Annotated in this window: 26 protein-coding genes; 18 read left to right on the plus strand and 8 right to left on the minus strand. The window is 64.5% G+C overall.

The features are described from left to right. The first annotated feature begins 3 nt into the window (after window positions 1-3). Window positions 4-1,170 (plus strand): NAD(P)/FAD-dependent oxidoreductase, encoded by a 1,167-nt coding sequence (locus ACNS88_RS13560; RefSeq protein ID WP_435098701.1) that lies wholly within the window; start codon window positions 4-6, stop codon window positions 1,168-1,170. Window positions 1,171-1,561: 391 nt separating this feature from the next. Here ACNS88_RS13560 and ACNS88_RS13565 read toward each other — a convergent pair whose 3' ends face one another. Continuing rightward, entirely contained in the window at window positions 1,562-2,032 is a 471-nt protein-coding gene (locus ACNS88_RS13565) for an FKBP-type peptidyl-prolyl cis-trans isomerase (RefSeq protein ID WP_435098704.1), read from the minus strand. Here ACNS88_RS13565 and ACNS88_RS13570 point away from each other — a divergent pair. The 11 genes from ACNS88_RS13570 (at window position 1,913) to ACNS88_RS13620 (ending at window position 10,915) form a co-directional block, all read left to right on the plus strand. Beyond that, window positions 1,913-2,365 carry an ADP-ribosylglycohydrolase family protein gene (locus ACNS88_RS13570; RefSeq protein WP_435098706.1) on the plus strand — a complete coding sequence of 151 codons (453 nt, stop codon included), beginning with the start codon at window positions 1,913-1,915 and terminating at the stop codon, window positions 2,363-2,365. The genes ACNS88_RS13565 and ACNS88_RS13570 overlap by 120 nt on opposite strands. A 66-nt stretch (window positions 2,366-2,431) precedes the next feature. Beyond that, window positions 2,432-3,736 (plus strand): sugar ABC transporter substrate-binding protein, encoded by a 1,305-nt coding sequence (locus ACNS88_RS13575; RefSeq protein WP_435098709.1) that lies wholly within the window; start codon window positions 2,432-2,434, stop codon window positions 3,734-3,736. A 12-nt stretch (window positions 3,737-3,748) separates the two neighbouring features. Then, window positions 3,749-4,672 carry a carbohydrate ABC transporter permease gene (locus ACNS88_RS13580; RefSeq protein WP_435098712.1) on the plus strand — a complete coding sequence of 308 codons (924 nt, stop codon included), beginning with the start codon at window positions 3,749-3,751 and terminating at the stop codon, window positions 4,670-4,672. Beyond that, window positions 4,669-5,589, plus strand: coding sequence for a carbohydrate ABC transporter permease (locus tag ACNS88_RS13585; protein ID WP_435098715.1), 921 nt, complete (start codon window positions 4,669-4,671; stop codon window positions 5,587-5,589). Before ACNS88_RS13580 ends, ACNS88_RS13585 begins: the two co-directional genes overlap by 4 nt. A gap of 33 nt (window positions 5,590-5,622) precedes the next feature. Beyond that, entirely contained in the window at window positions 5,623-6,771 is a 1,149-nt protein-coding gene (locus tag ACNS88_RS13590) for an ABC transporter ATP-binding protein (protein ID WP_435098718.1), read from the plus strand. 6 nt (window positions 6,772-6,777) lie between these two features. Continuing rightward, window positions 6,778-6,948, plus strand: coding sequence for a hypothetical protein (locus ACNS88_RS13595; protein WP_435098721.1), 171 nt, complete (start codon window positions 6,778-6,780; stop codon window positions 6,946-6,948). Between the two features lie 65 nt (window positions 6,949-7,013). Continuing rightward, the gene (gene glpR, locus ACNS88_RS13600) at window positions 7,014-7,841 is read left to right on the plus strand and encodes an HTH-type transcriptional regulator GlpR (RefSeq protein WP_435098724.1); all 828 of its coding nucleotides are present in this window, start codon (window positions 7,014-7,016) and stop codon (window positions 7,839-7,841) included. A 7-nt stretch (window positions 7,842-7,848) separates the two neighbouring features. Beyond that, entirely contained in the window at window positions 7,849-8,757 is a 909-nt protein-coding gene (pfkB, locus tag ACNS88_RS13605) for a 1-phosphofructokinase (protein WP_435098727.1), read from the plus strand. A gap of 145 nt (window positions 8,758-8,902) precedes the next feature. Beyond that, on the plus strand, window positions 8,903-10,003 hold the full coding sequence (locus ACNS88_RS13610; RefSeq protein WP_435098730.1) for a PTS fructose transporter subunit IIC: 1,101 nt from the start codon (window positions 8,903-8,905) through the stop codon (window positions 10,001-10,003). Continuing rightward, window positions 9,993-10,496 carry a PTS sugar transporter subunit IIA gene (locus tag ACNS88_RS13615; RefSeq protein WP_435098733.1) on the plus strand — a complete coding sequence of 168 codons (504 nt, stop codon included), beginning with the start codon at window positions 9,993-9,995 and terminating at the stop codon, window positions 10,494-10,496. The genes ACNS88_RS13610 and ACNS88_RS13615 overlap by 11 nt, the downstream gene beginning before the upstream one ends. A 26-nt stretch (window positions 10,497-10,522) precedes the next feature. Then, window positions 10,523-10,915 (plus strand): PTS fructose transporter subunit IIB, encoded by a 393-nt coding sequence (locus tag ACNS88_RS13620; RefSeq protein ID WP_435098736.1) that lies wholly within the window; start codon window positions 10,523-10,525, stop codon window positions 10,913-10,915. A 350-nt stretch (window positions 10,916-11,265) separates the two neighbouring features. Here ACNS88_RS13620 and rdfA read toward each other — a convergent pair whose 3' ends face one another. After that, window positions 11,266-11,892, minus strand: coding sequence for a rod-determining factor RdfA (gene rdfA / locus ACNS88_RS13625; protein WP_435098739.1), 627 nt, complete (start codon window positions 11,890-11,892; stop codon window positions 11,266-11,268). A gap of 432 nt (window positions 11,893-12,324) precedes the next feature. Further along, window positions 12,325-14,259 carry an archaea-specific SMC-related protein gene (locus ACNS88_RS13630; RefSeq protein ID WP_435098742.1) on the minus strand — a complete coding sequence of 645 codons (1,935 nt, stop codon included), beginning with the start codon at window positions 14,257-14,259 and terminating at the stop codon, window positions 12,325-12,327. Window positions 14,260-14,921: 662 nt separating this feature from the next. Between ACNS88_RS13630 and ACNS88_RS13635 the strand changes: the two genes are divergently transcribed. Continuing rightward, the gene (locus tag ACNS88_RS13635; protein ID WP_435098745.1) at window positions 14,922-15,515 is read left to right on the plus strand and encodes a class I SAM-dependent methyltransferase; all 594 of its coding nucleotides are present in this window, start codon (window positions 14,922-14,924) and stop codon (window positions 15,513-15,515) included. 13 nt (window positions 15,516-15,528) lie between these two features. On the opposite strand, the gene ACNS88_RS13640 is transcribed toward ACNS88_RS13635, so the two are convergent. The 4 genes from ACNS88_RS13640 to ACNS88_RS13655 form a co-directional block, all read right to left on the minus strand. Beyond that, window positions 15,529-16,143 (minus strand): Sjogren's syndrome/scleroderma autoantigen 1 family protein, encoded by a 615-nt coding sequence (locus ACNS88_RS13640; protein WP_435098748.1) that lies wholly within the window; start codon window positions 16,141-16,143, stop codon window positions 15,529-15,531. A 76-nt stretch (window positions 16,144-16,219) separates the two neighbouring features. After that, window positions 16,220-16,642: a Fe-S cluster assembly sulfur transfer protein SufU gene (gene sufU / locus ACNS88_RS13645; RefSeq protein WP_435098750.1), complete on the minus strand. Its 423-nt coding sequence runs from the start codon at window positions 16,640-16,642 to the stop codon at window positions 16,220-16,222. Between the two features lie 69 nt (window positions 16,643-16,711). Further along, the gene (locus ACNS88_RS13650) at window positions 16,712-17,989 is read right to left on the minus strand and encodes an aminotransferase class V-fold PLP-dependent enzyme (RefSeq protein WP_435098753.1); all 1,278 of its coding nucleotides are present in this window, start codon (window positions 17,987-17,989) and stop codon (window positions 16,712-16,714) included. Between the two features lie 437 nt (window positions 17,990-18,426). Then, the gene (locus ACNS88_RS13655) at window positions 18,427-19,623 is read right to left on the minus strand and encodes an orc1/cdc6 family replication initiation protein (RefSeq protein ID WP_435098756.1); all 1,197 of its coding nucleotides are present in this window, start codon (window positions 19,621-19,623) and stop codon (window positions 18,427-18,429) included. An 897-nt stretch (window positions 19,624-20,520) separates the two neighbouring features. On the opposite strand from ACNS88_RS13655, the gene hemC reads away from it, so the two are divergent. The 4 genes from hemC (at window position 20,521) to ACNS88_RS13675 (ending at window position 24,013) form a co-directional block, all read left to right on the plus strand. Further along, window positions 20,521-21,744, plus strand: a complete 1,224-nt coding sequence (hemC, locus tag ACNS88_RS13660; RefSeq protein ID WP_435098759.1) for a hydroxymethylbilane synthase — start codon at window positions 20,521-20,523, stop codon at window positions 21,742-21,744. Then, complete coding sequence (gene cobA / locus ACNS88_RS13665; RefSeq protein ID WP_435098762.1) at window positions 21,737-22,552, plus strand: uroporphyrinogen-III C-methyltransferase; 816 nt, start codon at window positions 21,737-21,739, stop codon at window positions 22,550-22,552. Before hemC ends, cobA begins: the two co-directional genes overlap by 8 nt. Beyond that, window positions 22,549-23,337, plus strand: a complete 789-nt coding sequence (locus ACNS88_RS13670; protein WP_435098765.1) for a uroporphyrinogen-III synthase — start codon at window positions 22,549-22,551, stop codon at window positions 23,335-23,337. The genes cobA and ACNS88_RS13670 overlap by 4 nt, the downstream gene beginning before the upstream one ends. Before the next feature lie 277 nt (window positions 23,338-23,614). Continuing rightward, window positions 23,615-24,013 carry a hypothetical protein gene (locus ACNS88_RS13675; RefSeq protein WP_435098767.1) on the plus strand — a complete coding sequence of 133 codons (399 nt, stop codon included), beginning with the start codon at window positions 23,615-23,617 and terminating at the stop codon, window positions 24,011-24,013. Window positions 24,014-24,066: 53 nt separating this feature from the next. On the opposite strand, the gene glmM is transcribed toward ACNS88_RS13675, so the two are convergent. Further along, window positions 24,067-25,428, minus strand: coding sequence for a phosphoglucosamine mutase (glmM, locus tag ACNS88_RS13680; protein ID WP_435098770.1), 1,362 nt, complete (start codon window positions 25,426-25,428; stop codon window positions 24,067-24,069). A gap of 141 nt (window positions 25,429-25,569) precedes the next feature. Between glmM and ACNS88_RS13685 the strand changes: the two genes are divergently transcribed. Then, window positions 25,570-26,172 (plus strand): hypothetical protein, encoded by a 603-nt coding sequence (locus ACNS88_RS13685; RefSeq protein ID WP_435098772.1) that lies wholly within the window; start codon window positions 25,570-25,572, stop codon window positions 26,170-26,172. Window positions 26,173-26,343 lie beyond the last annotated feature (171 nt).

The following is a 26,343-nucleotide window of genomic DNA, read 5'->3' on the forward strand; positions in this document are numbered from 1 at the left end:
GGTATGGACGCACTCGTCGTCGGCGGGGGGATCGTCGGGGTTTCAACGGCGTACTCGTTGGCCGACCGCGGCGTGAGTGTGACGCTCGTCGAGAAGGGGTCACTCGGCAACGAGAGCACCGCTCGGTCGGTCGGTGGGATCCGGTCGCAGTTCTCCACGCGTGTGAACGTCGAACTCTCGCTGGCCAGCAAGGAGGTGTGGAACGCCTTCGAGGACCGATTCGGCGTGGACATCGGGCTTCGAAAGAACGGCTACCTGTTTCTCGCCCGGACGGAAGACGCCGCCGAGCAGTTTCGCGAGAACGTCGAGATGCAACGCGTACTCGGCGCGGAAAGCGAACTGCTCACCCCAACGGAGGCGACTGAACGCTGTCCGGGACTCGACCCGGAGCCGTTCGTCGCGGCGACGTACAACCCCGACGACGGGATCGCCGATCCGAACCTCGCCGTCCGAGGGTACGCCGAGGCCGCCCGCGAACTGGGCGTCGACGTCCGAACGAAGACGGCCGTCACAGAGCTCCATCGCGAGGGGGACCGCGTCGTCGGCGCTGACCTCCGACCGGTCGGCGGGGAGGAACCCGAGCGTCGCGAGGTCGACTGCGTCGTCAACGCGGCGGGCGCGTGGGCCGCGAAAATCGGCGCGATGGCCGGCGTCGATCTCTCGATCGCGCCCCGACGGCGGCAGATCGCCGTGGTCGACCCGACGCCGCCGGTCCCCGAGTCGGTCCCGCTGACGATCGACCTCGAGACGGGGTCGTACTTCCGGCCCGAGCGGGACGGAGTCGCGCTTGTCGGCGGTCACTTCGACGGAGACGACCCCGACCAGGACCCCGACGCCTACGACGAGCGGATGGACATCTCGTGGGCGGCGCGCGCGGTCGAGAGCGCCGCGGAGTACACCGACTACTTCGGGCCCGATACCCGGATCAAACGCGGCTGGGCCGGGCTGTACGCGGTGACACCCGATCGCCACCCGATCGTCGAGGAGACGGTGCCCGGCCTCGTGACCGTCGCCGGCTTCTCCGGACACGGATTCCAGCACGCACCCGCCTCCGGGCGGATCGCCGCCGATCTCGCCGTCGACGGAAAAACGGACCTCCTCGACGTCTCGCCGCTTTCGGGCGACCGGTTCGAGCGCGGTGAGACGCTCACCGAGCGAAGCGTCGCCTGAACGAGACGATTCAGCATCTTTCAAGGCGGAGCCTCCGGCCTCAAGGAGCGAGGGCTTCCGACGCTCAGTCAGAAGCGCGACGCGAGTAGGCCGGAGAGGAAGCCGACACGGTGGGAACCAAACAACGTGGCTGACGATGACTGACTCGCCACTCGGTACGCTTTTTTCGGAAGAGGTTGTGGAACCAGTTAGTGATACCGTCGCACAAGTCGCCGGTATCACGGGCCGCAGTAGCCCGGCCCCTGAATGGTGGGGACGCCGACCCCGAAGGTCGTCCGGTACGGGTGAGGAACGACCTTCCTCCCCGGCGACAACTGACGGCGAGTCCCACATCAAAGCCCCACCCTCAACGAGCGAACCCGTCCGGGTGAGCGAAGTAGGCTGGGGTCGGTTACTTGACGTCGACGATTTCGACGTCGAACGTCAGCGTCTCGCCGGCGAGGCGCGGGTTGAAGTCCACTCGGACGACCTCCTCGTCGACGTGGACGACTTCGCCTTGGCTGCCGTTCTGCGCCTCGAGGTACGTGCCCTCTTCGGGCGTCTGGCCGCCGAGCATCTCTCTGAGCTCGTCGGTTTCGAACTCCTGAACATTCTCGTCGCTGGGCTCGCCGTAGGCCTTCTCCGGCGGAATCGTCAGGGTTTCGCTCTCCCCGGCCGCCAAGCCGATCAGCCCCTCTTCCATCCCTTCGATGACCTGTTCGTCACCGACGTCGACCGTCAGCGGCGCGTACTCTCGGTCGGGTTGGGCCTCGGCGAGACCCGTCTCTTCAGCGACGGACTGTCGGGAGGTGTCGAACACGGTTTCGTCGTCAAGTCGGCCGGTGTACTCGAGCGTAACAGAATCGCCGGTTTCTATCGTCATACGAATATAACGGGTGCCACACGGAAATGCTGTTGCATCGAGCGCGAGCAGGCGCTGTGCATCGCGCGGAGCCTCGTCGAGCAACAGGCGTTCGATCCGGCGGACGTTGCCAAGCGGTTCGTCGCGTGGTACGTTAGTGACCCGTTCGACACCGGGCACATGACCATAAAGTCGTTGAGTCGACTGAAACACCGACGAAAGGGACGAAACAGGCCAGCACGTCTGGGAGGCGAGACCCCCGTTGCTCGATTCGGGCAAACGGCCCGGCATAGATGCACGAACGGCATCGGGCAACGGAGAGATACAAACACTAACGCTCATTGTAGTGATTGATTTTGACTGTATGTGTTTGTTTTTGCGCAAGATTTAAGTAGGCCGTCGAATCACGTATGATTGTTCATGTCAGAACACAACTCACAGACGAGGCGGCGCTTCCTGATCGGTTCGGGCGCGGCCGGGGCGACCGCACTGGCGGGATGTACAGGCGGATCGGACAACCAGCCGGACTCCACTAACACGACCGAAGGAGACGGAACGACGACCGGCGGGAGCGCGAGCAGCGACGAGATGGCGGACAAGATCGTGTTCTACAACGCCGGGAGTCTCCAGTACGACCCCGGGACGGCGGAGAACATCGAGCGGTTCGAGGAGGAGACCGGCATCACCGTGGAGGTGAACGAGGTGCCGTGGAACAACCTCAAGACGAGTCTAACGACCATCTGGCGCAACCAGTCTTCGAAGGTCGACGTGTTCAACGGGCCGACGTGGTGGCTCGCTGACTTCGTCAGTTCGGGCTGGCTCGACCCGCTCGGGCTCCCGGACTCTCACCTGAACAAGTTCCCGGACAACCTCGTCGACCTCGTCACGTTCGACGGGCAGGCGTACATGGCTCCGGAGTTCGGCAAGTGGGGTACCTTCCTCTACGACACCCAGAAGGTCGAATCACCGCCGGACACGTGGGACGACGTTCTGTCGATGAACGTCGACGGCGTGAACAATTTCGGCTTCACGTGGGCGAATAAGAGCGTTTTCACGTTCAAACAGTTCCTCTATCAGGCCGGCGGCCAGCTGTTCGACGGCAACCAGCCGGCCTTTCAGGACGCCGGCATGGAGGTGCTGGAGTTCTTCGGTGGGCTCCGCGAGCAGGGGGCACTGCCAGACGGCATCTCGTCGATGGGCGAGGGCGGTGTCGGCGACGCGTTCGTCGGCGGCCAGTTCGCCACGGTTGAGTCGTGGACGCCGCTCGCGGCCCGCGCGATGGGTGCCGATGGGTGGAGCAAGGACCGTCTCGGTAGTGCAAAGCCCCCGAAGGGCCCCGAGTCGCGGGCAACGTTCCAGGACACGAACGGCATCTCCGTCTCTGCGTTCTCGAAGCGTAAGAACGCTGCAAAGGAGTTCGCCCGCTTCATGACGACCCAGCAGTCGAGCAAGACGAACATGCTCGTCGAGGGGAACCCCTCGGTCGTCCCGTCAGTGTACGAGGACAGCGAGGTGCAGTCGGAGTACCCGTCGTGGCTCCTCGAAGACATGCGGTTCAACTTGGAGAACGCGATGAGCGAGACCTACCTCGCCCAGCCGCAGGTCGACGACTACATCTCCGAACAGGTCACGCCGGCGCTACTCGGCAAAAAGGAACCGCAGGCGGCACTGCAGGCTGCCAACGATAACATCGTCTCCCTGTACGAAGACATCGGACTGCTCTGAGACGGTCGACGCATGGACACGAACACACTCCGGCGGCGCGTCGACAGCCTGTTCGTCCCCCTGACGGTGGGACCGACAGTACTGTGGATCGCGGCCATCATCATCTACCCGACGCTCAAGCTGCTCTGGAGCAGTCTGTTCTGGACTAACCCGATCTCCCAGCAGAAGGAGTTTGTCGGGTTCCGGAACTTCCGTCGACTGCTGTTCGCGGAGGAGGGCGGCGTCCTCAGCGTCTTCGCCCCGGATTTCGTGCAGTTCACCACCCACACGCTAGTGTACGTCGGGTTTAGCGTCACGATCTCCTTCGTGCTCGGATTGGGCATCGCGCTCCTGCTCGACAAGGACCTCGAAGGGCGCGGCTGGTTCCGGACGGCAGTGATCGTCCCGTGGATCCTGCCGTACGTGATGAGCGGACTGATGTGGCGCTGGATGTTCCAAGCGCAGTACGGCGCGATCAACGGTGTGCTGACCCAGTCCGGACTGCTGGCAAACCCCATCCCGTTCTTCTCGGACGGGACGACCGCGATGTTCGCGCTGATCGTCGCGGACGTGTGGGTGTTCACGCCCTTCATCATCATCATCCTGCTGGCGGGACTTCAGAACGTCCCCGAACAGTTGTACGACGCGGCCGAGGTGGACGGAGCACGTCGGTTCTCCCGGTTCTGGAACGTCACCTACCCGTTCCTGAAGCCGTCGATCTTGGTCGCCCTGACGATCCGTATCATCTTCGACATCCGAGCGCTGGACCTCGTCTGGGTGATGACGAAGGGCGGGCCTGGAAAGGAGACGGAAGTGTGGGCATCGTGGCTCTACCGCACCGCGCAGGTATTCGGTAAACCCGGCGAGGGGGCGGCACTCGGCGTCGTCATGCTTGCCGTGACGTTCGGCGTCGTCGCAGTCCTGTACAAGACCTTTGGAGACACCCCATACGCATGAGTACCGACACAAACACCGTCGAACGAGTCCGCAGTCTGCTCGCCTTCGACACTGATAACGAGTGGCCGAGCGTCGTCCGCGAGCGATTGGTTGCGTACGCGCTCCTGTCGCTGTACGTGTTCGTGGTGTGGTTCCCGATCTACTACATCTTCATCACGAGCATCCAGCCGACGGCCGAGGTGCTGTCCCTGCCGGTGAACTTTATTCCCCAGCAGGTGACGGCCGCCAACTACGTAGAGATCTTCCAAGACCGCCCCTTCGAGCTGTACACGGTCAACAGCCTCGTGGTCGCCACGACCACGACTGTCGTCTGTGTGACCCTCGGCACGCTCTCGGGGTATACGTTCTCGCGGTACAACTTCCTCGGGAACAAGGCGCTCCTGCTCTCGATTGTCGCCGCACGGATGATCCCGCCCATCGCGCTGATCGTCCCGTTCTTCGAGATTATGAGCCAGCCCCCGCTGATCGGTGGAATCACCGGAAGTCTCTACGACACGCGCATCGCTCTGATCCTGACGTACACGTTCTTCAACCTCCCGTTTAGCGTCTGGATCATGAAGAATTACTTTGATGGTGTGCCCCGCTCGCTCGACGAGCAGGCACAGGTCGACGGTTGTTCTACATGGGAGGGATTCGTGAAGGTGATCCTGCCGATGGCGAAACCCGGGATCGCGGCGACGGCCATCCTCGCGTTCATCTTCTCGTGGAACGAGTTCGTTTTCGCCTTAGTCCTCACCTCCTCGGAGCAGTCACAGACGCTGCCAATCGCAGTGTCGCTGTTCGTGGCAGACGATTTCGTGGACTGGGCGCATCTCGCGGCCGGCGGGATGATCGCGGCGATCCCCGGCATCCTGTTCGGTCTGTTCTTCCAGCAGTACATCGTCAGCGGCCTCACACAGGGGGCAGTCAAGGAATGATTCACACGACACATGCAGACGGCGGTGGTATCGATGGCTGAAGTGACACTCCGGAACCTGGTGAAGGAGTTCGACGACGTGACGGCAGTCGACGGGGTGTCGCTCGACATCCCCGACGAGTCGTTCACCGTCCTCGTGGGCCCCTCTGGCTGTGGCAAGACGACGACGCTCCGGTTGATCGCTGGCCTCGAGCGCGCCACCGACGGAGAGATCGAGATCGGCCGCGAGCTCGTCAACGACCAGCGCGCCTACGAACGGGACATCGCCATGGTGTTCCAGAACTATGCGCTGTACCCGCACATGTCCGTCCGCGAGAACATGCGGTTCGGACTCGAACAGCACGGTATCGACGAGGACGTGATCGGCGAGCGCGTCGACGAGGCGGCTGACCTCCTCCAGATCGGCGAGTTGCTTGATCGTCGTCCGGCAGAACTGTCCGGCGGCCAGCAGCAGCGCGTCGCTCTCGGACGGGCCATCGTCCGGGAGCCGGAGGTGTTCCTGATGGACGAACCGCTGTCGAACCTGGACGCAAAACTCCGGATCCAGATGCGCGCGGAGCTGAACAAGCTCCACGAGGCACTGTCGACGACGACGGTGTACGTCACTCACGACCAGGTGGAGGCGATGACACTCGGCGACCGGATCGCCATCATGGACGGCGGCCAAATCCAGCAGGTCGGTCCGCCGACCGTCGTCTACGACAACCCCCGGAACCGGTTCGTTGCCGACTTCCTCGGAAGTCCGTCGATGAACTTCCTCGAGGGTGAGCTGTCGAGGGACGACGGAGCGTTCGTTCTCGACGTCGGCCCCATCGAACACCACGTCCCCGAGCAGTACGCGGCCGACCTGCGGGGGTACGAGGACGAGCGGGTGACGCTCGGCGTCCGCCCGGAGGACATCACCCTCCGACCGGACGGCGTCCCCGCGACGGTGAACGTCGTCGAACCGCAAGGCGAGAAGACCGTTCTCGAACTCGCACTCGGCGATCAGGTCTTGAAAGCATCCGTCGAACCGGGCATTCCAGTCGAGATGAACGACCGCGTGAGCCTCGACTTCGACCGTGACTCGATCCACTACTTCGCCGAGGACGGGAGCTGTCTCACGTACTCGCCCGACGCCGTGGAACGTAGCCAGCGGACGGGAGATCACGCCGCGGTCACCGTGACAGAGGAAGGGGACTGATCGACGATGCGCGTCGTGACCACGCGGGAAGTCGGGACCGATGTGGTCATGCTCGGTTTCGGGCTCCTGCTCGTCGCCGTGGCCGTCGGGCAGTTGCTCGGCCGCGTCTACGGCGGGGCGATCGTCGCTGGGACCGGCGCGATACTATCGTTTTCGTTCGCCGTGCTACTGAACTGAACGTGTGCGAGCGAAAACCAGATAATCCCCCGAACCGTGTCCTACAGTAGTGGATACGTCAGTGCATGTTACCTGCTGAACGGAAACGGAAGATTGTGGACACTGTCGTCGACCGTGACGGTTGCTCGGTGGCGGAGCTCTCGGAGATGCTCGACGTCTCGAAGGCGACGATCAGACGTGATCTGAGCGATCTCGAAGACGAGGGGCGGATCGAACGCTCCCACGGCGGGGCGCTCCCGGTTCGGACCGTCGCCAGCGAGCAGTCGTACAGTCAGCGTGGCGTCCAGAACCTCGACGCGAAGCGAGCCATCGCGGCGCGCGCGAGCGAGGAGTTTCACGAACGACAGGTCGTCTTCTTCGACGCGGGGACGACGACGATGGAAGTCGCCCGAGAGGTCCCGCCGGATGTGGAGTTCATCGCTGCGACGAACTTCCCGGAACTGGCACTCGAACTGGCGGACGACGAACGCGACGTGAAGCTGACGGGCGGCACGCTCCGCCCGCAGACGAAGGCCTTGGTCGGGCCGACCGGTGAGGCGTTCATGGAGAAGAAGAACTTCGATCAGGTGTTCCTCGGGACGAATGCGATCCACCCCGAGGCCGGTTTGACGACGCCGAACGAGGACGAGGCCCGCATGAAGGAACTGATGTGTGCGACCGCCCAGCGGGTCGTCGTCGTCGCCGACGCCTCGAAGCTCGGGCGGACCTCATTCGTGCGATTCGCCGACTTGGAAACGCTCGATCTGCTCATCACCGACGCCGTGGTCGAGGGCGAGATGCGTGAGGCCTTCGAGACGGCGGGCGTCGACATCGTCAGCGTCAGTACGAACGACGGAGAGAGCGTCGGATCAGACGACGGAGAGAGCGTCAGTACGGACCACAAGAGCGACTGACTCAGAGATGATTCTGACCGTCACCCTGAACCCAGCCGTCGATCACACAATCAACGTCGACGGCGAGTTAGATCCCGAGCGTGTCAATCGCGGGAACGTGGCCCGCTACGATGCCGGTGGCAAGGGGATCAATGTCTCGAAGTACCTCACCGGACTGGGTGCGGAGACGGTCGCCACGGGCATCGTCGGTGGATTATTCGGCGAGTACGTCGCCAGACAGCTCTCGCGGACGAAAACACCGCACGACTTCGTCGAGATGTCCGGCTGTACCCGGCTAAACACGACGATTCTTACCGACGACAAAGAGTACAAGATCAACCAGTCGGGCAACGGTGTCACCCGCCAGACGACCCAGGCGGTGATCGACACAGTCCGCGAGTACGACCCCGAGGTGGTCGTCGTCGCCGGAAGCCTCCCACCGGGTGTCGGCCCGGCGACGATCGACCGTATCGCCGATGCGGGCGATTGGGACACCGCCGTGGACGTGGGGGGACACCTGCTCGAGCGACTCCGCGTGGACTGTGCGCTCGCAAAGCCGAACCAACAGGAACTGGCGACGGCCACCGGAATGGAAACCGACACCGTCGAGGACTGTATCGCAGCTGCGAACGCGCTCCGGGAGACCGGCTTCGAGCGCGTCGTCGCCTCGCTCGGGGCGGACGGTGCCGTGCTCTCGACGGCCGCCGAGACGTTCTACGTTCCGGCCGTGGGGGTTGAGGTGGTCGACACCGCCGGCGCGGGCGACGCGATGCTCGCAGGCATCGTCCACGCCTTGACGCGTGGCTTCTCCGACGAGCGGGCGCTCCAGTACGGGACGGCCGTTGCCGGCCGGTCCGTCACCGTCCCCGGCACGTCCGCTCCGGACCTGAGTGGGATGGACGAGGTGGCACGCGACCTGCACGTCCGATCGGGCTGAGCAGACCCCTATTCACGCCGGTCGTCGATCTCGCCTCGCACTGTCATCGTCTCCCGGTGTAGTGGTGAAGACGAACCGGTTCGCACACAAACACACAGGTTCAGAAAAGGTTTTGAACGATACTGATAATCTATGGGTGATTGGCATGAGAAGTGAGGTCGGTGGATCGAACGGGTGGCTGCGACCGACGCGGGAGCACCTGCTGACCGGTGTCACCTACATGATCCCGTTCGTCACGATCGGGGGTATCTTCCTCGCACTGGGGTACACGCTCGGCGACCCGACGACGATCGGTGGCAACGAGGGGACGATCCCGTGGTATTTCGTCACTGTCGGGTCACTAGCGCTCGGGGCGATGGTGCCGATTCTCGGGGGATTCGTCGCCTACGGCGTCGCCGATAGGCCCGGGCTGGCACCGGGGTTCGTCCTCACCGCACTCGTGACCGACGCCCGACTGATCCGATCGACTGGGACCCTGCTGGGCATCAACACTGGTGACGCGCAGGCGGGGTACATCGGGGCACTTGTCGTCGGCTTACTCGCGGGGGTCGCGGCGCGGTGGGCGACGAATCGGAAGTTCCCGCCTGCATTTCGGCCGCTGGTCTCGGTACTTGCCGTTCCGGTGGCGGTCACAGGCTTGCTCGCACCGTTCGTTCTCGTCCTTGGGGTCCCCATCGCGCTCGGTGCGAGCGTGATCGAGTCGTTCGTCCGGAACGCGGCCGGCGTACCGTTGCTCGCGTTCGGCTCGGTGTTGGGGGCGATGATGGCCGCCGATCTCGGTGGCCCGATCAACAAGGTGGCGTACGTCTTCGCGGTTGGTCTCCTTCCGGAACTGCTGTTCCAACCGATGGCCGCAGTGATGATTGCCGGAATGGTCCCCCCGCTCGGATTCGGCATCGCGCACCTGGCCGTACCGAGTCGGTTCCCTGATATCGACCGTCAGCAGGCCCGAGCAGCGGTTATATCCGGTTTCTCGTTCGTGACCGAGGGTGCACTTGTCTACACCGCGGACCAGGGGAGTCGGCTCGACCTCTCGTGTGTTCTCGGTGGCGCGACTGCGGGCGCAGCGGCAATGTATCTCGGTGTCTCTGTACCCGCTCCTCACGGAGGGATTCTCGTTGTGCCACTGACGAACGCGCCCTTAAACTTCCTCGGAGCGCTGGCAGCCGGAGTCGTCGTGACCGCACTCGCCAGTGTCGTGCGTCAGCCGGCCCCACAATCCATGGCGGTGACCGATGACGACTGAACTACCGCTCGACCCCGACTCCGTCATCACCGAATGTCTCGTTCAACTCTCCGAACTCCCAACCGAGAAGACCGCCTGTATTGAAGAACTGCTCTCGCTCGCTGTCGCCGCTGGACGCGTCACCAACCTCGAGGCGGCCCATGAGTCGATCTTCGCCCGTGAGGCGACTGCAACGACCGCGATGGGTAACGGGATCGCCATGCCACACGCGAAGACGGCCGCGGTCGAGACGCCGACGGTCGTCTTCGGTCGCTCACTGTCGGGCGTCGGATACGAGACGCCAGATGGCGAGCCGGTGGAACTCGTGGTGCTCCTTCTAATGCCTGCGGACGCGATCGATGCCCACCTGACGGTCCTCTCGCAGATCTCCCGATCGCTCGTCGATCCCGCGGTCCGGGATCACCTCCGAGATGCACCCGACGCGTCGGCAGTCGTCACGACACTCCGATCGGCACTCGTCGGCGAGGCGGATGCCGGGTCCGAAAAGACATAAGTAACCACGCGGAGCAGACCTAGAACATGGAGATCGTCGCCGTTACCGCCTGTCCAACGGGAATCGCCCACAGCCAGATGGGCGCGGAGGCGCTCGAACGCGCGGCGACCGACGCGGGCCACGAGATCCACGTCGAGGTGCAGGGGGCGATGGGGACCGAGAACGGCCTGACGACGGACCAAATCGAGACGGCCGACGTCGCGCTGGTCGCCGCCGATATCCGGGTAGACACGGACCGCTTCGCGGCTCTTCCGACGGTGAACGTCTCCGTGAGCGAGGCGGTCACCGACCCCGAGGGATTGATCGACCGCGCAGCTCGATCCGCACACGATGCGGACCCACGGACAGAGACGACTCCCGAGTCGCGAACCGATGGGTCCCACGGACTACTGGCGCGGATCATGCGCCTGTTACGATGAGCCGGCGACTGAGGGGACCGCGGCGGCGACGGACGCGAGGGCGAATCCTCACTCCGGATAGAGCCCGAACGCGCCCGCAGCGACGACGCGCAGGTCATTGATTTCGACGAACACCTGTACTGCGAGGCGAGCCGATCCACGTCCATTCCACGCACTCCGAGGCGGTCGACCGGGCCCTCTCAAGCCAGTTCTCACGGAGCGGACACGAACGGCTCAGAACGTCAAGCCGGAGGCCTGCCGAGATGCCGTCAAGTTACCAAAAATCAGTATTGTATTGCGTTCTGATATTTATGGGGTGTGACCCACTCCGAACCGGCGCTGATCGTCCACGGTTCGCCGCGACTCGCAACTCACTCGTCGCCGTTCGCCTCAGTTCCCTCCGCGCAGCCGCAGCCGCCGCGTCGGATCAGCTCCCCCACCGGCGCGTCGGCCCCGCAGTTCGGGCAAACGGCACGCACGTCGACGAGCACGTCGTAATCGCCCCGATCCAGTTCCTCCGCGTTCGCGAGCGAGGAGATGGCCGACTCGGCGACCGCCGAAACCCGTCCCTGAAGCTTCTCGATGGTCTCGACCTTTCGGTCGGCGATGTCGTCTTTCGCCGCCGGGAGGCTCGCCTCGCGCTCCTGAGTGAGGTACGTGTGGATCGCCTGGTGGGTGACGAAGTCGCCGGTCAACTCGTCGACGTCGACGCCCTCGCGTTCGAGACGGCGACGCGCCCGCGTCGCCGATGACCCGGAATCGCCACGGAGGGCCTCGTACGTGGTCGAAACGTCGACGCTGAGCGACGAGACGCTCGCCCCGCGGAGGGCCGCCTCCAGCACCGCTTCGTTGAACTCGTCGGCGAGGTCCCGCAGGCTCGTCCGCTCACCTGCCTCGCCGGTCCACGCGGCCTCCAAGCTCTCGCCCATGTCGTCGAGGTCGTACTCCCGAATCACGCGTGCGACCTTCGTGTTCGTGCCGCTCGTTTCGGTGGTCATAGTCGGATTTGGGCCCCGAGCATGACAAAATCATCGGTGTCCCGACCGGGTGATCCACCGCACCGACCCGCGGAATCCAATTTGAAGGACCAGCGGGCTGAACCGGCTCCGTCGATCGCCCGACGGTGTCGACAGCATCCGCGATTTGCGATCGTCTCTCCCTCAGAAAGATATTGAAGGAATAGTATATTTTAACGCAACTACCAAAAGACTGTCTTATCAAACGCAGTGTGCAGAATGGACCTGGGCCGCGGCGCTATCGAGTTCATCAAGAGCGACCGAAGGCCACCGGCTGCTCTGACAGTCCGACCGAGAAGCATTACAAAACTAACTTTGTAATTGTGTACCGCTCCCCGAACGCCCCTCGAACGCCCCTGCAGAACGAGAAGCGGGGGGCGATACCCGCAGGTCCGGCGTGTGACTACCGATCGATCAGTCGATGCTCTCGATGTAGGTGTACTCGCCGGAGAGCGCGGCAGCGTCCTCCGGCAGGAGCGCGGCGATGAGGTAGTCGGCGTGCGTCCGGAAGTAGTCGACGACGCGTGCGATTCGGTCCGAGTCGATGGCCTCGAGCGAATCGAGCAGGACGAACGGGACCGTCTCGTGGACGTCGTGGACGAGGTACCCCGCGAGCGCGAACACGAGTCCCGTCACCTCGCGCTCGCTCTCCGAGAGGTGGTCTACCGTGTCCTCGTAGGCGGTCCCGTCCGGCGAGGAGCGGACGATGTGCAGGTCGAACCGGGTCCGTGTGACCTTGCGGCGCCCTTCGCGGACCTCCGTCTCTCGGCGTTCGATCCAAATTCGGTCGAGGTTCTCGTACTCCAAGATGTCGAGGACGGTCTCCATGTGCTCGTTGAACCCCTCGACGGCGTTCTCCTCGATGCGGTCGACGCGCGTCCGCAGCTCCGTCAGCCGGTCGGCGAGTTCCTCGCGTTCGGCCTTCAGGTCGTCTCGGCGCTCGATCGCGGTCTCCCGCTCGTCGATCTCGTCGTCGATCTCGTCGATCTCGCCTTCGAGTCGCTCGACCCGGAGTTCGATCCCGTTCGCCTCGCGGTGAAGCTCCAGCGCCTCGTCGTACCCGTCGACGTCGACCGACTCGGCCTCCGCTTCCCGCTCCTCGATCTCGTCTCGTTTCGACTCGATCCGCGCTTCGAGGTCCGCGATCCGCGACTCGGTCGACTCGATCTCGGTCTCGACCGTGTCGAGCCGCTCTTCGGCGCGCTCGATCTCGCGTTGCGCCTCGCGGATCGATGACTGTCGGTCGGTGAGTTCCTGTATCTCCGCGCGGATCTCGTTGCGCTCGTCGAGCTTGTCGGACCGAAGTTCCCGAAGCCGGTCGAGGGTGGCCTCGATCTGCTCGGCTTCGACCTCGGATCCACAGGTCCAGCAGACCGTCTGGTCGCCCGCGGTCAGCGCGCCGGTCGGGTCGTCGCTGATCGGTTCTTCGTCGATGTCGATGTCGATCCCCGAGCCGTCCACCATGTCCTCGTTGAACCCGATAACGCTTCCCAGCTCGCTGATGTCGTCGTCGAGGGAGCGCTTCCGGCGCCGAAGCTCGTCGATACGCCCGGCGAGGCGGTCCGCGTTCCCTTCGGGACCCTCGGCCTTCTCGACCGTCTCTCGAAGCTCCTCGCGTTCCGACTTCAGCTCCGTGAGGGTCGAGCGCTCGGTTTCGAGGTCGAACTCGAGATCGTCGAGCTCGGACCGGGCGTCGCGGACCCGCTGGAACGCCTCCTCCATCTCCTGTTTCCGCGTCCGACTCTCTTCGACCCCGGTGTCGAGGTCGTCGAGCTCTTCGCGTACCGACGCGAGATCTTCTTCTGCCGCCTCCAGCTCTTCGACTTTCGCGCGGCGGTCTGCTTCGAGGTCGGGCAGGTCGCGTTCGAGGCTGTCGAGTTGTTCGATCTCGGACTCCAGACCGTCGCGCTCGCGCTTGCACTCACGGATCTCGGCGTCGATCGCGTCCGTGTCGATCGGGCGCATGATGATATCGTGGAGGTCGTCGCCGCGCGCTACCGCCCGGCGCGCCTCGTTGCCTTCCAGCAAGAACGCGAACAGGTCGGCGAGTTCCGGATCGTCCAGGTAGGGATCACCGCCGAAGGCGACGGAACTACCGCGGCGTTCTAGGCTCCGCGTGTACGTCTCGCCGCCGAGTTCGAGGGTCACCTCACCCGCCTCTGCGTCACCCTTCAGCGAGCTTTGGCGGCTGCCGAGTCCGGCCATCAGCGCCTGTAGAAAGGAGGTCCGATTCGTTGCGTTTCGCCCGCTTAAAACCGAGACACCGTCGGAAAGCGTCACCGACGCCTTGTCGATGCCACCGATGTTTCGGACATCGACACGGACGGCAGGTTTCGAAGTTTGAGCCATTGATATGGTCCAAAGACAACACTCAGAATGTTAAATGTATCTTTTGTCCGACGATTCGTCAAACTTCTCGGTTCGCCGCACCGACGCCGAGGAGGCCGAGACAGCGTCGATCTTGATCGATCGATACTGCTACACGAAATATATGTTTTTAGATGTTTTAAAGATAATATAGAAAAACAAATAGGTTTGAAAGTCTCGAATCCGCGAGATCGTTCCGGTCGACGTATCGTAAATCTGTTCTGAACGCCATCGCTTCTCTTCAGTCATAGCGCCGAAACGAGAGGGAGACGTTGTCTGCATAACTCTCATATCCCTCCAAAAATAGCTAGTACTCTTTCTGTATCATATATAAATAGTACAATATGTGTGATCAAGATATATTCTCTCAAAAACGAGAGAGGTGGGAGAGCAGCCGTCTGATACCATATTATAAGCGATCTCTCGTCAAGCGTGTCGAAACTCTCTGTGGCTTCGATCCCACGGATATAGATCTAATTCACTCTGTTCAAATAATTATCAGAATATATATTAATACTGAAAATTGATGTACCTGTGGTTTATAGTGACCGATTGAGACTAGGTAGGCCCGCTTGGAGACTATCAGACATGACCGTTGACGAACGATCCCAATCGCTAACTCGCCGTGTGTCCCACGCCCGAACATGGACCGTTTCCAGAACACTGGACAGCCGGACTGGGACTGGTGGGGACGGGTGTGGCCGACACCGGGGGCCACCCTCAGGCAACTCGGGCTCACGCCCGGGGACCGCGTCGTCGAAATCGGCAGCGGGAACGGGTACTTCGCGCTGCCCGCCGCGCGTATCGCCGACCCGGCGACGGTGTACGCGGTCGACGTCGACGAGGCGCTGCTCGCCGAGCTCGACGCGCTCGCGGCGGACCACGGGATCGACAACGTCACCGCCGTCGAGGGGGACGCACGTGCGCTCTCGGAGCTGCTCCCCGAGCCAGTGGACTTCGCGCTGCTCGCGAACGCGTTTCACGGGATCGCGGACCGCGCCGCGTTCGTCGAGGCTGTCGCCGCCGCACTCGCCGTCAACGGTCGGTTCGCGGTGGTGAACTGGCACGACCGTCCGCGTGAGGAGACGACGATCGACGGCGAGCCCCGCGGGCCGCCGACCGACCTACGGATCTCGCCGGCGGCGACCCGCCGGGCCGTCGAGGACGCGAGTGACCTGCGCCTCGCTCGGGAGATCGACCTTCCGCCGTACCACTACGGACTCGTTTTCGAGCGCTGATCGGGGAGAGACGTCAGTCCAGCGCCGCCAGCGCCTCCGCCGCCTCGCGCGCCGCCTGGAGGTGGTCACGAGCGCGCCGCGGGTCGTCCGTCTCCTCGGCCGCGCGAGCGAACCGCGCCAACGTTCGCGTCAGCGATGCGCGGGCGTCCGCGACGGTTCCCGTTTCGGCGGGCCCGGCCGATGGAGCCGTCCTCGGCTCGTCACGCGATTTCTCGGCGGGCGGTGACGCCGCACGCGGGGTGGCGGCGTTCCGATCCGCCGCGGTCGGGTCCGTCGTCGCTGGACTCGTCGCGTCCTGACTCGCGTCCGATGGTGCGGTTCGCTCCGCGGTCGGAGGCGCCGACGCTTCTTGTGTGTCCCCCTGTGAGGGCGTTGCGTTCGCGTCCGGGGACTGCACACCGCCCTGCGCGCCGTCGTCCGCGCCGGTCGCGTGACACGTCGGACAGAACTCCTGGCCGTCGTGCCGGAAGATCGGATCGCCGCAGTCGTCGCAGTGGCGGTTGGTCATCGTCGCGCCCTGCAACAGCAGCTCGGACATCCGCTGGGTGTGCTCGCGCTTCTCATCGTCGTCCGCGAGCTTCTCGCGGAGCTTCTCGCGTTCGGCCTCCTTGTCGAACCCGTCACTCATACGTGGACGAACGTGGCTCACGAGCAAAAGTCCGGTGGGCTCGGGACGGTCGGAGTCGATCGGGGGCGGGAGCGCCCTACACCTCGGTCTTCGTGCGGTCGTCGGGGTCGAGCTCGCCGCGGTGGATCTTCGAGCCGTCCTGCGCGACCTGCCGGCCGAGCACCGCGCACTTCACGCGCATCGGGGAGATGTCGACGCCGAGCATCTCGGTGACGTCGTCGGTGTCGAGTTCGTCGAGCTCCGCGATCGACATCCCGTGGAGGCGCTCGGAGAGCATGCTCGCCGAGGCCATCGAGATGGCGCAGCCGTCGCCGGTGAACCGCACCGCGTCGATCGTCTCGCCCGCGTCGTCGAGGACGACCTGCATCCGGATCGTGTCGCCACAGGAGGGGTTCTCGCCGACGTGGGTGAAGTCGGGATCCTCGAGTTCCCCGTAGTTTCGCGGGTTCTTATAGTGGTCGAGGATCTGCTGTCGGTACATGTCCGAGCCCATTCCCATATCGATTTGAAGTAGGCCCGTGCGAGTCAAAAGGGTTCCGTCACCTCGTGGACGAAAGCGTTCGCCGGTCTACGCGAACAGGTCGCGGGCCTCGCCGACGGCCTCCACCAAAGCGTCGATCTCCTCGACGGTGTTGTAGAGGTAGAAGGAGGCGCGCGCGGAGGCGGCGACCCCCATCTCGTCGTGGAGCGGCTGGGTGCAGTGGTCGCCGGCGCGGATCGCGACCCCGTAGTCGTTGAGGATGCTGGACAGGTCGTGGGCGTGGACGCCCTCGACGTTGAACGCGACGAGACCGCCGCGGTCGTCGCCCGGCGGGCCGTAGATCTCCACGCCGCCGAGGGCCTCGAGTTCGTCGTACGCGTACTCGGCCAGCAGGTCCTCGTGGGCCTGCACGTTCGCCATACCGATCTCTTCTAGATACTCGATCGCGGCCGCAAAGGCGATCCCCTGCGCGATCGAGGGCGTTCCGGCCTCGAACTTCCACGGGAGGTCCTCCCACGTGGAGTCCTCGAAGGAGACGCGCCGGATCATGTCGCCGCCGTAGAGGTACGGCTGCATGGACTCGAGGATCTCCTCGCGACCGTAGAGCGCTCCGATGCCGGTCGGGCCGCACATCTTGTGCCCGGAGAAGGCGAGGAAGTCGACGCCGAGATCGTTGACGTCGACCGGGCGGGTCGGAACCGACTGCGCGCCGTCGGCGAAGACGTACGCGTCGTGGTCGTGCGCGAGGTCGGCCAGCTCCGCGATCGGGTTGATCGTGCCCAGCGTGTTCGAGACGTGGACGACTGACACCATCTGCGTGTCGTCGTCGATGAGGTCCGCGGCGTGTTTCATGTCGAGCCGCCCCTCGTCGGTCACGTCGATGAACCGCACGTCTGCGCCGGTGCGTTTACCGATCTGCTGCCATGTGACGAGCGACGCGTGGTGTTCCATCTGCGAGAGAACGACGTTGTCGCCCGGCCCGAGTTCTTCGAGCCCCCACGCGTAGGCGACGAGGTTCATCGCCTCCGTGGTGTTTTTCGTGAAGATGATCTCCTCGCGGCCCGACGCGCCGATGAAGTCGGCGACGGTGTCGTGGGCCTCCTCGTAGGCGACCGACGCCTCCTGGCTCAGCTGGTGGATCCCGCGGTGGACGTTGGCGTTGTAGCTGCGGTAGTAGTCCGCGATCGTGTCGACGACCTGGTCCGGCGTGTGCGAGGTGGCCGCGTTGTCGAGGTAGACGAGCGGGGTGTCGTCGCCGGGGCCTTCGCCGGGCGACTCCGGATCGCCGCCGACCAGCCGATCGAGGATCGGGAAATCGGCCCGGAGCGCTTCCACGTCGAACGGGTACTGCTCCTGAACTCCCATTACCCGGATCTGGGCCCCAAGCACTAACACACCTTCGGTCCGGTACGTGTTGCCAGTGTCTGGGAGGTGGCTTTGTATGAGTGAAGCGCGTCCCGAGAGTACATTTCGTGTGTTCTTTGTCGTGTGGTGGGAATCGTCTTTCTCACTCAGAGAGTACATTTCGTATGTTTCCCATAGCTGAGAGGGCCTGATCGTCTCACAGATAGACAAGGCCGAAGCCCGAGATTTCAGTCGTGGGTCACTGACATCGAGAGAGTACGTTTCGTCTGTTCTTCGACAGACTCGGAAGTGATCTCGTCCACATTATGAGAGAGTACATTTCGTGTGTTCTGTGAGATACGGAGAGTACCTTTCGTGTGTTCTGTGAGATACGGAGAGTACCTTTCGTCTGTTCTTCGGTTCTGTACTTAACTGCAGACCTCCGACCGAAAATCCACTCAGCGGGTCTGCTCAGCGATCTTCTTGCGTGTTTGGACAATGATGTTTGGATCGAGATCCAGTTCGTACTCGTAGTACTGTCCGCCGCTTCGACCCTGATTTTGTTCGTGTCGGATCAGAAAGCCGAGCATGTGGAGATCGGAGAGGTGGTCCTGCACGCTTTTTAGCGTCGTCAACGGTGACGTCCCGTGGGCGTCGGCAACCGTCTCGTACACTGTCTGGATCTCCTTAGATCGTGCTGGGAGTTCATCCTCTTTGGCAAGCGTGGCGATCGCTTCAAGGATATACTGGCCATGCTGGGTCTGATCGCGGATCTTGTTCTGGAGACGGCCCCGCTGGACGAGCGTCCGTGCCCGCTCGATGTGATCGTCGATCACGTGTCGGTCGCCCTCTCGCTCCGCAACTTCTGATCCGACACGGAGAAAGTCGATTGCTTGTCGTGCGTTCCCCATATCCTGTGCAGCGAGCGCCGCCGCCTTCGCGATAGACGACTGGTCACAAACACCGTCAACGAACGCCTTCTCCGCCCGGTGACGAAGAATCGTTTGGAGTTCACCCGCGTCGTACGGACTGAACGAAATCTCTGTCTCCATCAGCGTATCTTTGACCTTCGGCGATAGCGACTGGCGAAACGTGTAGTCGTTGCTAATGCCGACGATACCGACGAGAGCCTCCGAAATGTGGCTGTTCGCACGTGCCCGCGGCAGCTCGTACAAGAGTGTGTTTGCGTCGTCGAGGTGGTCGATTTCGTCGATAACAAACAGATGGGTTCCACCGATTCGATCGAGTTGTGCGTACAGTTCGTCGAACGCGTCGCCCGTACCGAGCCCCCGCTTCGGGAAGTCGCTGGCCGCTTCGGGTAACAACCGGTTGACCAGTTGTCGAACGATCATAAAGAGCGTCCGACCGTTACAGTTTATTTGGTGGATATGTAGGTCGTCTGCCCCCTCACGGGTTGCCGCCTCTTCCCGCAACTCGTTCATCATATACTCGGTGACAGCAGTCTTCCCGAGACCGGCCTTTCCGTACAGAAAGACGTTCTCAGGCTCGCGCCCGAACAATACGTCCTGAAGCGCGTGGCTGTACGCTTCGATCTCCTCATCGCGTTCGAGAATCGTCTCTGGTTGGTAGCTTTCCGTGAGAACCGACTTATCGGCAAAAATCGTTTCCGTAATATTGCTGAAGGGCCCCGACATCCGTTGAGAAGAGCATCAATCTATTTATTTATAAAACTACTGTTCGTGAGTTTCGCGTGCTTCTACGTCTTATTGTATCTCCTGCAACCGGCTTGCATGCACCCGGTTTTCTACGTTACTTTCTCAAGAACATACGAAATGTACTCTCTCACTTTAGGCGGCTCGCGGGTCTAGGGTACCCGATAGGCCACGCAAATGTCTCAAGAACACACGAAACCTACTCTCACAACTCGCGGGACTGAATATCCGACACAGCCTACAACCACCTCGGAGAACACACGAAATGTACTCTCTCAATGTCAGCGACGGCTCAGACGGCTTCGGGCTCGTGATGGTTTTGTTCACGCATATCGACGCCTCGAATATTCCGTATAACTCGTTGCTATCGCAGTGGCCGCATTCAAACTCCCGTCCGTTCGTTTATAAGTCGTTGGCATCGGATCGATGATAAACACGTCCAAAGCCCCAGCCGCTCGCTTTAACGTCGTTGACGGCAGATCGACGGTGAACACCGCCAAAGCCCCAGCCGCGAGGACGGCGCACGCTCGCTGCGCTCCTCGTCACTCGCTTCGCTCGTTCCTGTGGTGCTTACGTCGTCATCAGAACGCTTGCGTTCTGATTGGCTCACGAGAGCTTCTGCTCTCGTGAACGCCTGCGCCGTCCTCGCGGCTGCCCCTTTGAGTCCCACCCACAGCACCGCAGCCTCACGCTTCCCCAGCCTCGCGGCTCCCTCCGGTCGCCGCGTCCCTCGCACGACGCTCCTCGCGCCCGGTGGGCGCTCGGAGGCGCGCGCCAATTGTCCTTATAAATATTCACGTTGCACCCCCCATTCCGCCAGCGCCCCACCGCGACGACCGAACTAGTGCGCTTTTGAACGCGGGGGGCCTCGATCCGGATATGACCGATACACTCAGGCTCGCCACGCGCGGGTCGGACCTGGCCCTCCGACAGGCCGGGACCGTCCGCGACGCCTTGTCGAGCCGCCGCCGCGACGTGGAACTCCGACGCGTCGAGACCCGCGGCGACCAGATCCCCGACGAGCTGATCCACCGCCTCGGCAAGACGGGGGCGTTCGTCCGCGCGCTCGATGAAGAGGTTCTCGACGGCGACGCCGACCTCGCCGTCCACTCGCTGAAGGACGTCCCCACCGAGGGGATGGACGACATGGCCGTCGCCGGCGTCCCCGAGCGCGCGCCCTCGGGCGACGTGGTCGTTCACCCCGACGGCCTCGGCATCGAGGACCTCCCGTCCGGCGCCGTCGTCGGGACCGGATCGCTCCGGCGGACCGCCCAGATCAAGGCCGCGCGGCCGGACCTCGTGGTCGAGCCCCTCCGCGGCAACGTCGACACCCGGATCGAGAAGCTGCTCGCGCCGGGCCTGCAGGCGGAACACGAACGCCGACTGATCGCCTCGGGGGAAGCGCGCGCGGAGACGGCGGACGAGGGAGGAAGCGACGACGAAGGAGCGGACGGCGACGGAGACCCCGACGAGCCGAACTGGGACGCGCTCAGCGACGACAAGGACGACGCGGGAGAGGAGACCGAGATCGACGAGGAGTTCGACCAGACCGTCGAGGAGTGGTTCGACTCGCTCTCCGATCTGGAGCGCTCGGCGATGGAGCGGAAAGTCGAGACGGAGTACGACGCGATCGTCCTCGCGGAGGCTGGACTCCGGCGCTCCGACCTGTTCCACGACGTGCCGACGACCCGGCTCCCCCGCGAGGAGTTCGTCCCCGCGGCTGGACAGGGCGCCATCGCGGTCACCGCGACCGACCCGGACGTCATCGAGGACGTACGCTCCGCGATCGATCACCCGCGGACCCGCGTCGCCGTCACCGTCGAGCGCACGATCCTCGGCGAACTCAACGGCGGCTGCGTCGCCCCGATCGGCGTCTCGGCGCTCGTGCAGGGCGAGCACGTCCACACCCGCGTCCGGGTGCTCTCGACCGACGGCACCGAGGAGGTGGCCGACACCCGCGACCTCCCGATCCGGTCGCACGCGAAGGCCGCCGAGGAGTTCGCGGCGGACTTAGCCGACCGGGGCGCCGCCGACCTGATCGAGGCGGCGCGCGAGGAGGCCGGGGCCGACGAGGGGACCCGAGCGGAGGCGGACGATGAGTGAGGGGGAGAATTCGGGCGGCGACGACGAGCAGCCGAGCGACATCGGCACCGTCTCCCTCGTCGGCTCCGGTCCGGGCGACCCGGATCTGCTGACGGTGAAGGCCGCAGAGCTGATCGAGTCGGCCGATGTGGTGCTCCACGACAAGCTCCCCGGCCCGGAGATCCTCGGGCGAATTCCCGAAGAGAAGCGCGAGGATGTGGGGAAGCGCGCCGGCGGCGAGTGGACCCCGCAGGAGTACACGAACCGGCGCCTCGTCGAGCTGGCGCGCGAGGGGAAGTCGGTCGTCCGGCTGAAGGGCGGCGACCCGTTCGTCTTCGGGCGCGGCGGCGAGGAGGCCGAACACCTCGCCGAGGCCGGGATTCCCTTCGAGGTCGTCCCCGGCGTCACCTCCGCAATCGCGGGCCCGGCAGTCGCCGGAATCCCGGTGACGCACCGCGACCACGCCTCTTCCGTCTCCTTCGTCACAGGCCACGAGGACCCGACGAAAGAAGAGTCGGCGGTCGACTGGGACGCGCTCGCGGCCACCGGCGGCACCATCGTCGTCCTGATGGGCGTCGGGAAGCTCCCGGCGTACACCGCGGAGCTCCGCGACGCCGGCCTCGACGGCGACACTCCGGTCGCCCTCGTTGAGCGCGCGACGTGGCCCGACATGCGCGTCGCGACCGGCACCCTCGACACCATCGTCGACGTGCGCGACGAGGCGGGGATCGAGCCACCCGCGATCACCGTGATCGGCGACGTGGCCGCGCCGCGCGATCGGGTCGTCGAGTTCCTCGAAAACGACGAGAGGCGAGGTGACGGCGCATGAGCGACGGCGACTCTACTCCCCCGACCGTCGCCTCCGATTCCCCCCGCGTCGCCGTCTTCCGCCCCGCCGACGAGCGGATCGAAGACGCGGAGACGCTTCTGGCGTCGCTCGGTGCCGACCCGGTCGCCGACCCGATGCTCACGGTCGAGCCGACGGGCGCGACCCCCGGTGACGCGGCGTACGTCGTCCTCACGAGCAAGACGGGCGTCGAACTGGCCGCCGAGGCGGGCTGGGAGCCCGGTGACGCGACGCTCGCCGCCATCGGCCCCGCGACCGCGGACGCGGCGCGGACGGCGGGCTGGACCGTCGACCTCGTGCCGGACGAGTACACCTCCGCCGGGCTGGTGGCGGCGCTGGAGAGTCGCGTCGACGGCGAGTCCGTCGAGGTGGCGCGGTCTGACCACGGCAGCGACGTGCTCTTGGCGGGGCTCCGCGAGGCCGGCGCGACCGTGAACGAGACGGTACTCTACCGGCTGACGCGCCCGCGGGGGGCCGGCGAGTCCGCCGAACTGGCCGCCGCGGGCGATCTCGACGCCGCCGCGTTCACCTCGTCGCTCACGGTGACGCACTTCCTCGACGCCGCGGCGGAGCGGGGCGTCCGCGAGACGGCGATCGCGGGGCTGAACGACGCGGTCGTGGGCGCGATCGGATCACCGACGGCGGAGACGGCCGCTGACTGCGGAATCGACGTCGACGTGATCCCCGACGACGCCGACTTCGAGGCGCTCGCGCAAGTCGTCGTTGAGACGGTCGGCGAAAGAGAGGCGACGGAAAGCCGACAGTAGCGGCGGTCGCTCAAAAACCGCCACCAGTGCTGGCAGGCGGCGGCGGCCGGCGTTCGTGTTTCTGGCAGACCACTTGTCGTATACGTTATGCGAACGATCAGGTCTCACAACCGATAGCGGGACACAACTCGATCGTCGAGTCGAAGCTATTGACGGTCGAACCCGTAACAGACTCCCTTTCAGTGCCAATACAAAGCGGTCACGGATTCTCCTTGTAAATATTGAATTTGATATTTAACTCCGCACATTTATTAACCGACAGGTGAGAAGCTATGACATGGAACTGAGTGAGCGATGGTCGATCCGACTCGACGACGGGATACTCGTCGTCGAGTTCCCACACGGGACGGGGATTTCCCCGTCGGACGGCGAGTCGCTGCTCGAGCGGTGGGAGACGGTGACGGCAGAGCGGCAGATCGACGCGGTCGTGCTCATTGTGCGGACGACGCGCCCCTGCTCGGACGCCGGCCGACAGACGCTCCGGCTCGCGGCGCGGGCCGCCGCCGACCGCGGCGTGACGCGGTTTGCGGTGGTCGCGGAGCGCCCCAAGCGGCGGTACCTCGAACGGACGATCGACGTCGAAGGAGTCGATGCCGAGCCGTTCAACGACGCCGCGAGCGCGATGCAGTGGGCGAAGTGCCTGTCGGAGCCGGCGATGGCCGTCGTCTCGGAGTGAACGGTCGCTGTCGCTGAGGATTGCTTGTACATGCGACGTGACTGTGCGCGCCGCTATCGCCCGCTCTCGACCGCGACGTACATGTCCGTCGCGAGCCGCTCGGCGCGGTCGGCGTCGGCGGACTCGGCGTAGATCCGGATTTTCGGCTCGGTCCCGGAGGGGCGCACGAGCACCCACGCGTCCCCGTAGTCGAGCCGATAGCCGTCGGTCGTGTTCGGCTCCGCGTCCGCGGTCTCAACGTAGGCGCGCGCGGCCGACAGCATCTCGTCTCGCTCGTCGTCGTCCGCGTACTCGACGTTGCGCCGCACGAAGTGGTAGTCGGCGTAGGGGGCGACCACCTCGCTGACCGGGCCGTCGGCGGCCGCGAGCAGTTCGAGGAAGCGCGCGCCGATGTACGCGCCGTCCCGCGAGAGCCGGTACGGCGGAAAGAACACCCCGCCGTTCCCCTCGCCGGCGATGGGGACGTTCGTCCCTTCTTCGTGGAGCTCGCGGGTCCGCGTGATGATGTTCGTTGCGCCGATGGGCGTCAGCTCCAGATCGGCGTCGTTGGCGTCACAGACGTCCACGAGTCGCTGGGAGACGTTCACCGCGCTGACGACGGCGTCGCCGGGTTCGAGGCAGGCGTCCGCCATCGCCGCGAACGAGGTGTCGCCGTCGACGAACGCGCCGGTCTCGTCGACGAACACCCCACGGTCCGCGTCACCGTCGTGCGCGATTCCCACGTCGGCGTCGGTGGTCGCGACGAGCCGTTGGAGGTCGCTGAGATTCTCGGAGACCGGCTCCGAATCTCGTCCGGGGAAGTGACCGTCCGGCGTCGCGTTCACCGTTAGCACTTCACAGCCCAGCTCGCGGTAGATCCGCGGCGACGACACCGACGCCGCGCCGTGGCCGGGGTCGACCGCGACCGTGAGGTCCGCGTCCGCGATCGCCTCGGCGTCGACCGCGTCGATAAGCTGGTCGACGTAGTCGTCGACGGCGCCCTCGACTCGGGTAGTGACGCCCGCATTCTGCCAGTCCGCGTGATCGTAGTCGTCGTCGAGGACCCGGCGCTCGACGCGTTCGAGCACGTCGACCGACAGCTCGACGCCGTCGTCACCGACGAGCTTGATCCCGTTGAACTCCGGCGGATTGTGCGAGGCGGTGACGAGCACGCAGGGAACGCCGGCGGCCTCGCAGTAGTTGCCGACAGCTGGCGTCGGAATAACGCCGAGGCGGTCGACGTCGCAGCCGACCGCGGCCAGCCCGCTCGCGGCGGCGTTGGCGAACAGCTCGCCGGTGGTACGGGTGTCGCGGGCGACGGCGACCCGGTCTGCCTCCCAGGTCGTGCCGGCGGCCATCGCGATGTCGAGGACGAGCTCCGGGGTGAGATACCGGAGCGCAACCCCTCGAATGCCGCTGGATCCGAACAGCTCCATAGGCCACTTTGCGCCGGCCGACGGGAAAGCGGTTCCGAACGCGGAGCGGGAGTCGGTTTCGAGCCCGGGCGTGAGCGAGGCGCGTCGACAGGGGTACCGACGACGCGGACGGTTCAAGCCGGTCGCGTCCCAACAGGTCGTATGAAGCGCACGCGACGCGATCTGTTGGCGACAGGCGCGGCGACTCTCACCGCCGTCGGCTCGGTCGGGGTCGCCGGCTGTCTCGACTTTGCTGCCGGCGACGGCCCGCAGGGTCCCGAGGGGGTTCCGGAGACGCTGACCTGCGAGGACGACGCGTTCGTCCGGCTGACGGCCCCCTTCGACGAGCCGGTCGAGGGGACTATCGTCGACGCCGCCGGGACGCGATTCGAACTGGCGACAGAGGGGAACGCCGAGACGTACGGCCAGTCGATGCGACTCGTGCTCCGCAACACCGGCGACAAGTCGGCGACCATCCTCGGTAAGCACGCCTACTCGCTCCAGCGCGAGACGAGCGAGGGGTGGCTCGAGGTCCGCGGGTCGACCGCGGGCGAGCCGATCGAACTCCCCCGAACCGAGGAGACGTTCGACGCGGGTAGCGCGTACATCTGGTCGATCGATCTCGAGGAAGCGGCGATCGCGTCGGCGGTTCCCGATCGAGACCTGGCGGTCTGTCCGCCGCTCGGGGCCGGTACACACCGCTTCGTCTACTGGGGAATCCCGGACGGCCCGCCGCTGGGCGCCGAGTTCAAGCTGGTCGGATGATCAGGAAGAGGATCGAACAACTATCCGGCTCTAGTGAAATCCTCACTAGGAGACAGCTTCTAGTCCGGGTGTAGCCGGTACGGACACGGCGGCTATCGATAGCGAGAGCGAGTATATCGAGACAGTGGAGTGATTGTTTATAAGTGAAAAAGTGGTGTTGCTGTCGGCTGC

The organism is Halorubrum shenae, from assembly GCF_051194165.1.
GTDB lineage: Archaea > Halobacteriota > Halobacteria > Halobacteriales > Haloferacaceae > Halorubrum.

Bases quoted from the DNA above. Each gene is read 5' to 3' on its own strand.
- ACNS88_RS13560 (WP_435098701.1), top strand. From the start codon at position 4: ATGGACGCACTCGTCGTCGGCGGGGGGATCGTCGGGGTTTCAACGGCG.
- ACNS88_RS13565 (WP_435098704.1), bottom strand. From the start codon at position 2,032: ATGACGATAGAAACCGGCGATTCTGTTACGCTCGAGTACACCGGCCGA.
- ACNS88_RS13575 (WP_435098709.1), top strand. From the start codon at position 2,432: ATGTCAGAACACAACTCACAGACGAGGCGGCGCTTCCTGATCGGTTCG.
- ACNS88_RS13580 (WP_435098712.1), top strand. From the start codon at position 3,749: ATGGACACGAACACACTCCGGCGGCGCGTCGACAGCCTGTTCGTCCCC.
- ACNS88_RS13585 (WP_435098715.1), top strand. From the start codon at position 4,669: ATGAGTACCGACACAAACACCGTCGAACGAGTCCGCAGTCTGCTCGCC.
- ACNS88_RS13590 (WP_435098718.1), top strand. From the start codon at position 5,623: ATGGCTGAAGTGACACTCCGGAACCTGGTGAAGGAGTTCGACGACGTG.
- ACNS88_RS13595 (WP_435098721.1), top strand. From the start codon at position 6,778: ATGCGCGTCGTGACCACGCGGGAAGTCGGGACCGATGTGGTCATGCTC.
- glpR (WP_435098724.1), top strand. From the start codon at position 7,014: ATGTTACCTGCTGAACGGAAACGGAAGATTGTGGACACTGTCGTCGAC.
- pfkB (WP_435098727.1), top strand. From the start codon at position 7,849: ATGATTCTGACCGTCACCCTGAACCCAGCCGTCGATCACACAATCAAC.
- ACNS88_RS13610 (WP_435098730.1), top strand. From the start codon at position 8,903: ATGAGAAGTGAGGTCGGTGGATCGAACGGGTGGCTGCGACCGACGCGG.
- ACNS88_RS13615 (WP_435098733.1), top strand. From the start codon at position 9,993: ATGACGACTGAACTACCGCTCGACCCCGACTCCGTCATCACCGAATGT.
- ACNS88_RS13620 (WP_435098736.1), top strand. From the start codon at position 10,523: ATGGAGATCGTCGCCGTTACCGCCTGTCCAACGGGAATCGCCCACAGC.
- rdfA (WP_435098739.1), bottom strand. From the start codon at position 11,892: ATGACCACCGAAACGAGCGGCACGAACACGAAGGTCGCACGCGTGATT.
- ACNS88_RS13630 (WP_435098742.1), bottom strand. From the start codon at position 14,259: ATGGCTCAAACTTCGAAACCTGCCGTCCGTGTCGATGTCCGAAACATC.
- ACNS88_RS13635 (WP_435098745.1), top strand. From the start codon at position 14,922: ATGGACCGTTTCCAGAACACTGGACAGCCGGACTGGGACTGGTGGGGA.
- ACNS88_RS13640 (WP_435098748.1), bottom strand. From the start codon at position 16,143: ATGAGTGACGGGTTCGACAAGGAGGCCGAACGCGAGAAGCTCCGCGAG.
- sufU (WP_435098750.1), bottom strand. From the start codon at position 16,642: ATGGGAATGGGCTCGGACATGTACCGACAGCAGATCCTCGACCACTAT.
- ACNS88_RS13650 (WP_435098753.1), bottom strand. From the start codon at position 17,989: ATGGGAGTTCAGGAGCAGTACCCGTTCGACGTGGAAGCGCTCCGGGCC.
- ACNS88_RS13655 (WP_435098756.1), bottom strand. From the start codon at position 19,623: ATGTCGGGGCCCTTCAGCAATATTACGGAAACGATTTTTGCCGATAAG.
- hemC (WP_435098759.1), top strand. From the start codon at position 20,521: ATGACCGATACACTCAGGCTCGCCACGCGCGGGTCGGACCTGGCCCTC.
- cobA (WP_435098762.1), top strand. From the start codon at position 21,737: ATGAGTGAGGGGGAGAATTCGGGCGGCGACGACGAGCAGCCGAGCGAC.
- ACNS88_RS13670 (WP_435098765.1), top strand. From the start codon at position 22,549: ATGAGCGACGGCGACTCTACTCCCCCGACCGTCGCCTCCGATTCCCCC.
- ACNS88_RS13675 (WP_435098767.1), top strand. From the start codon at position 23,615: ATGGAACTGAGTGAGCGATGGTCGATCCGACTCGACGACGGGATACTC.
- glmM (WP_435098770.1), bottom strand. From the start codon at position 25,428: ATGGAGCTGTTCGGATCCAGCGGCATTCGAGGGGTTGCGCTCCGGTAT.
- ACNS88_RS13685 (WP_435098772.1), top strand. From the start codon at position 25,570: ATGAAGCGCACGCGACGCGATCTGTTGGCGACAGGCGCGGCGACTCTC.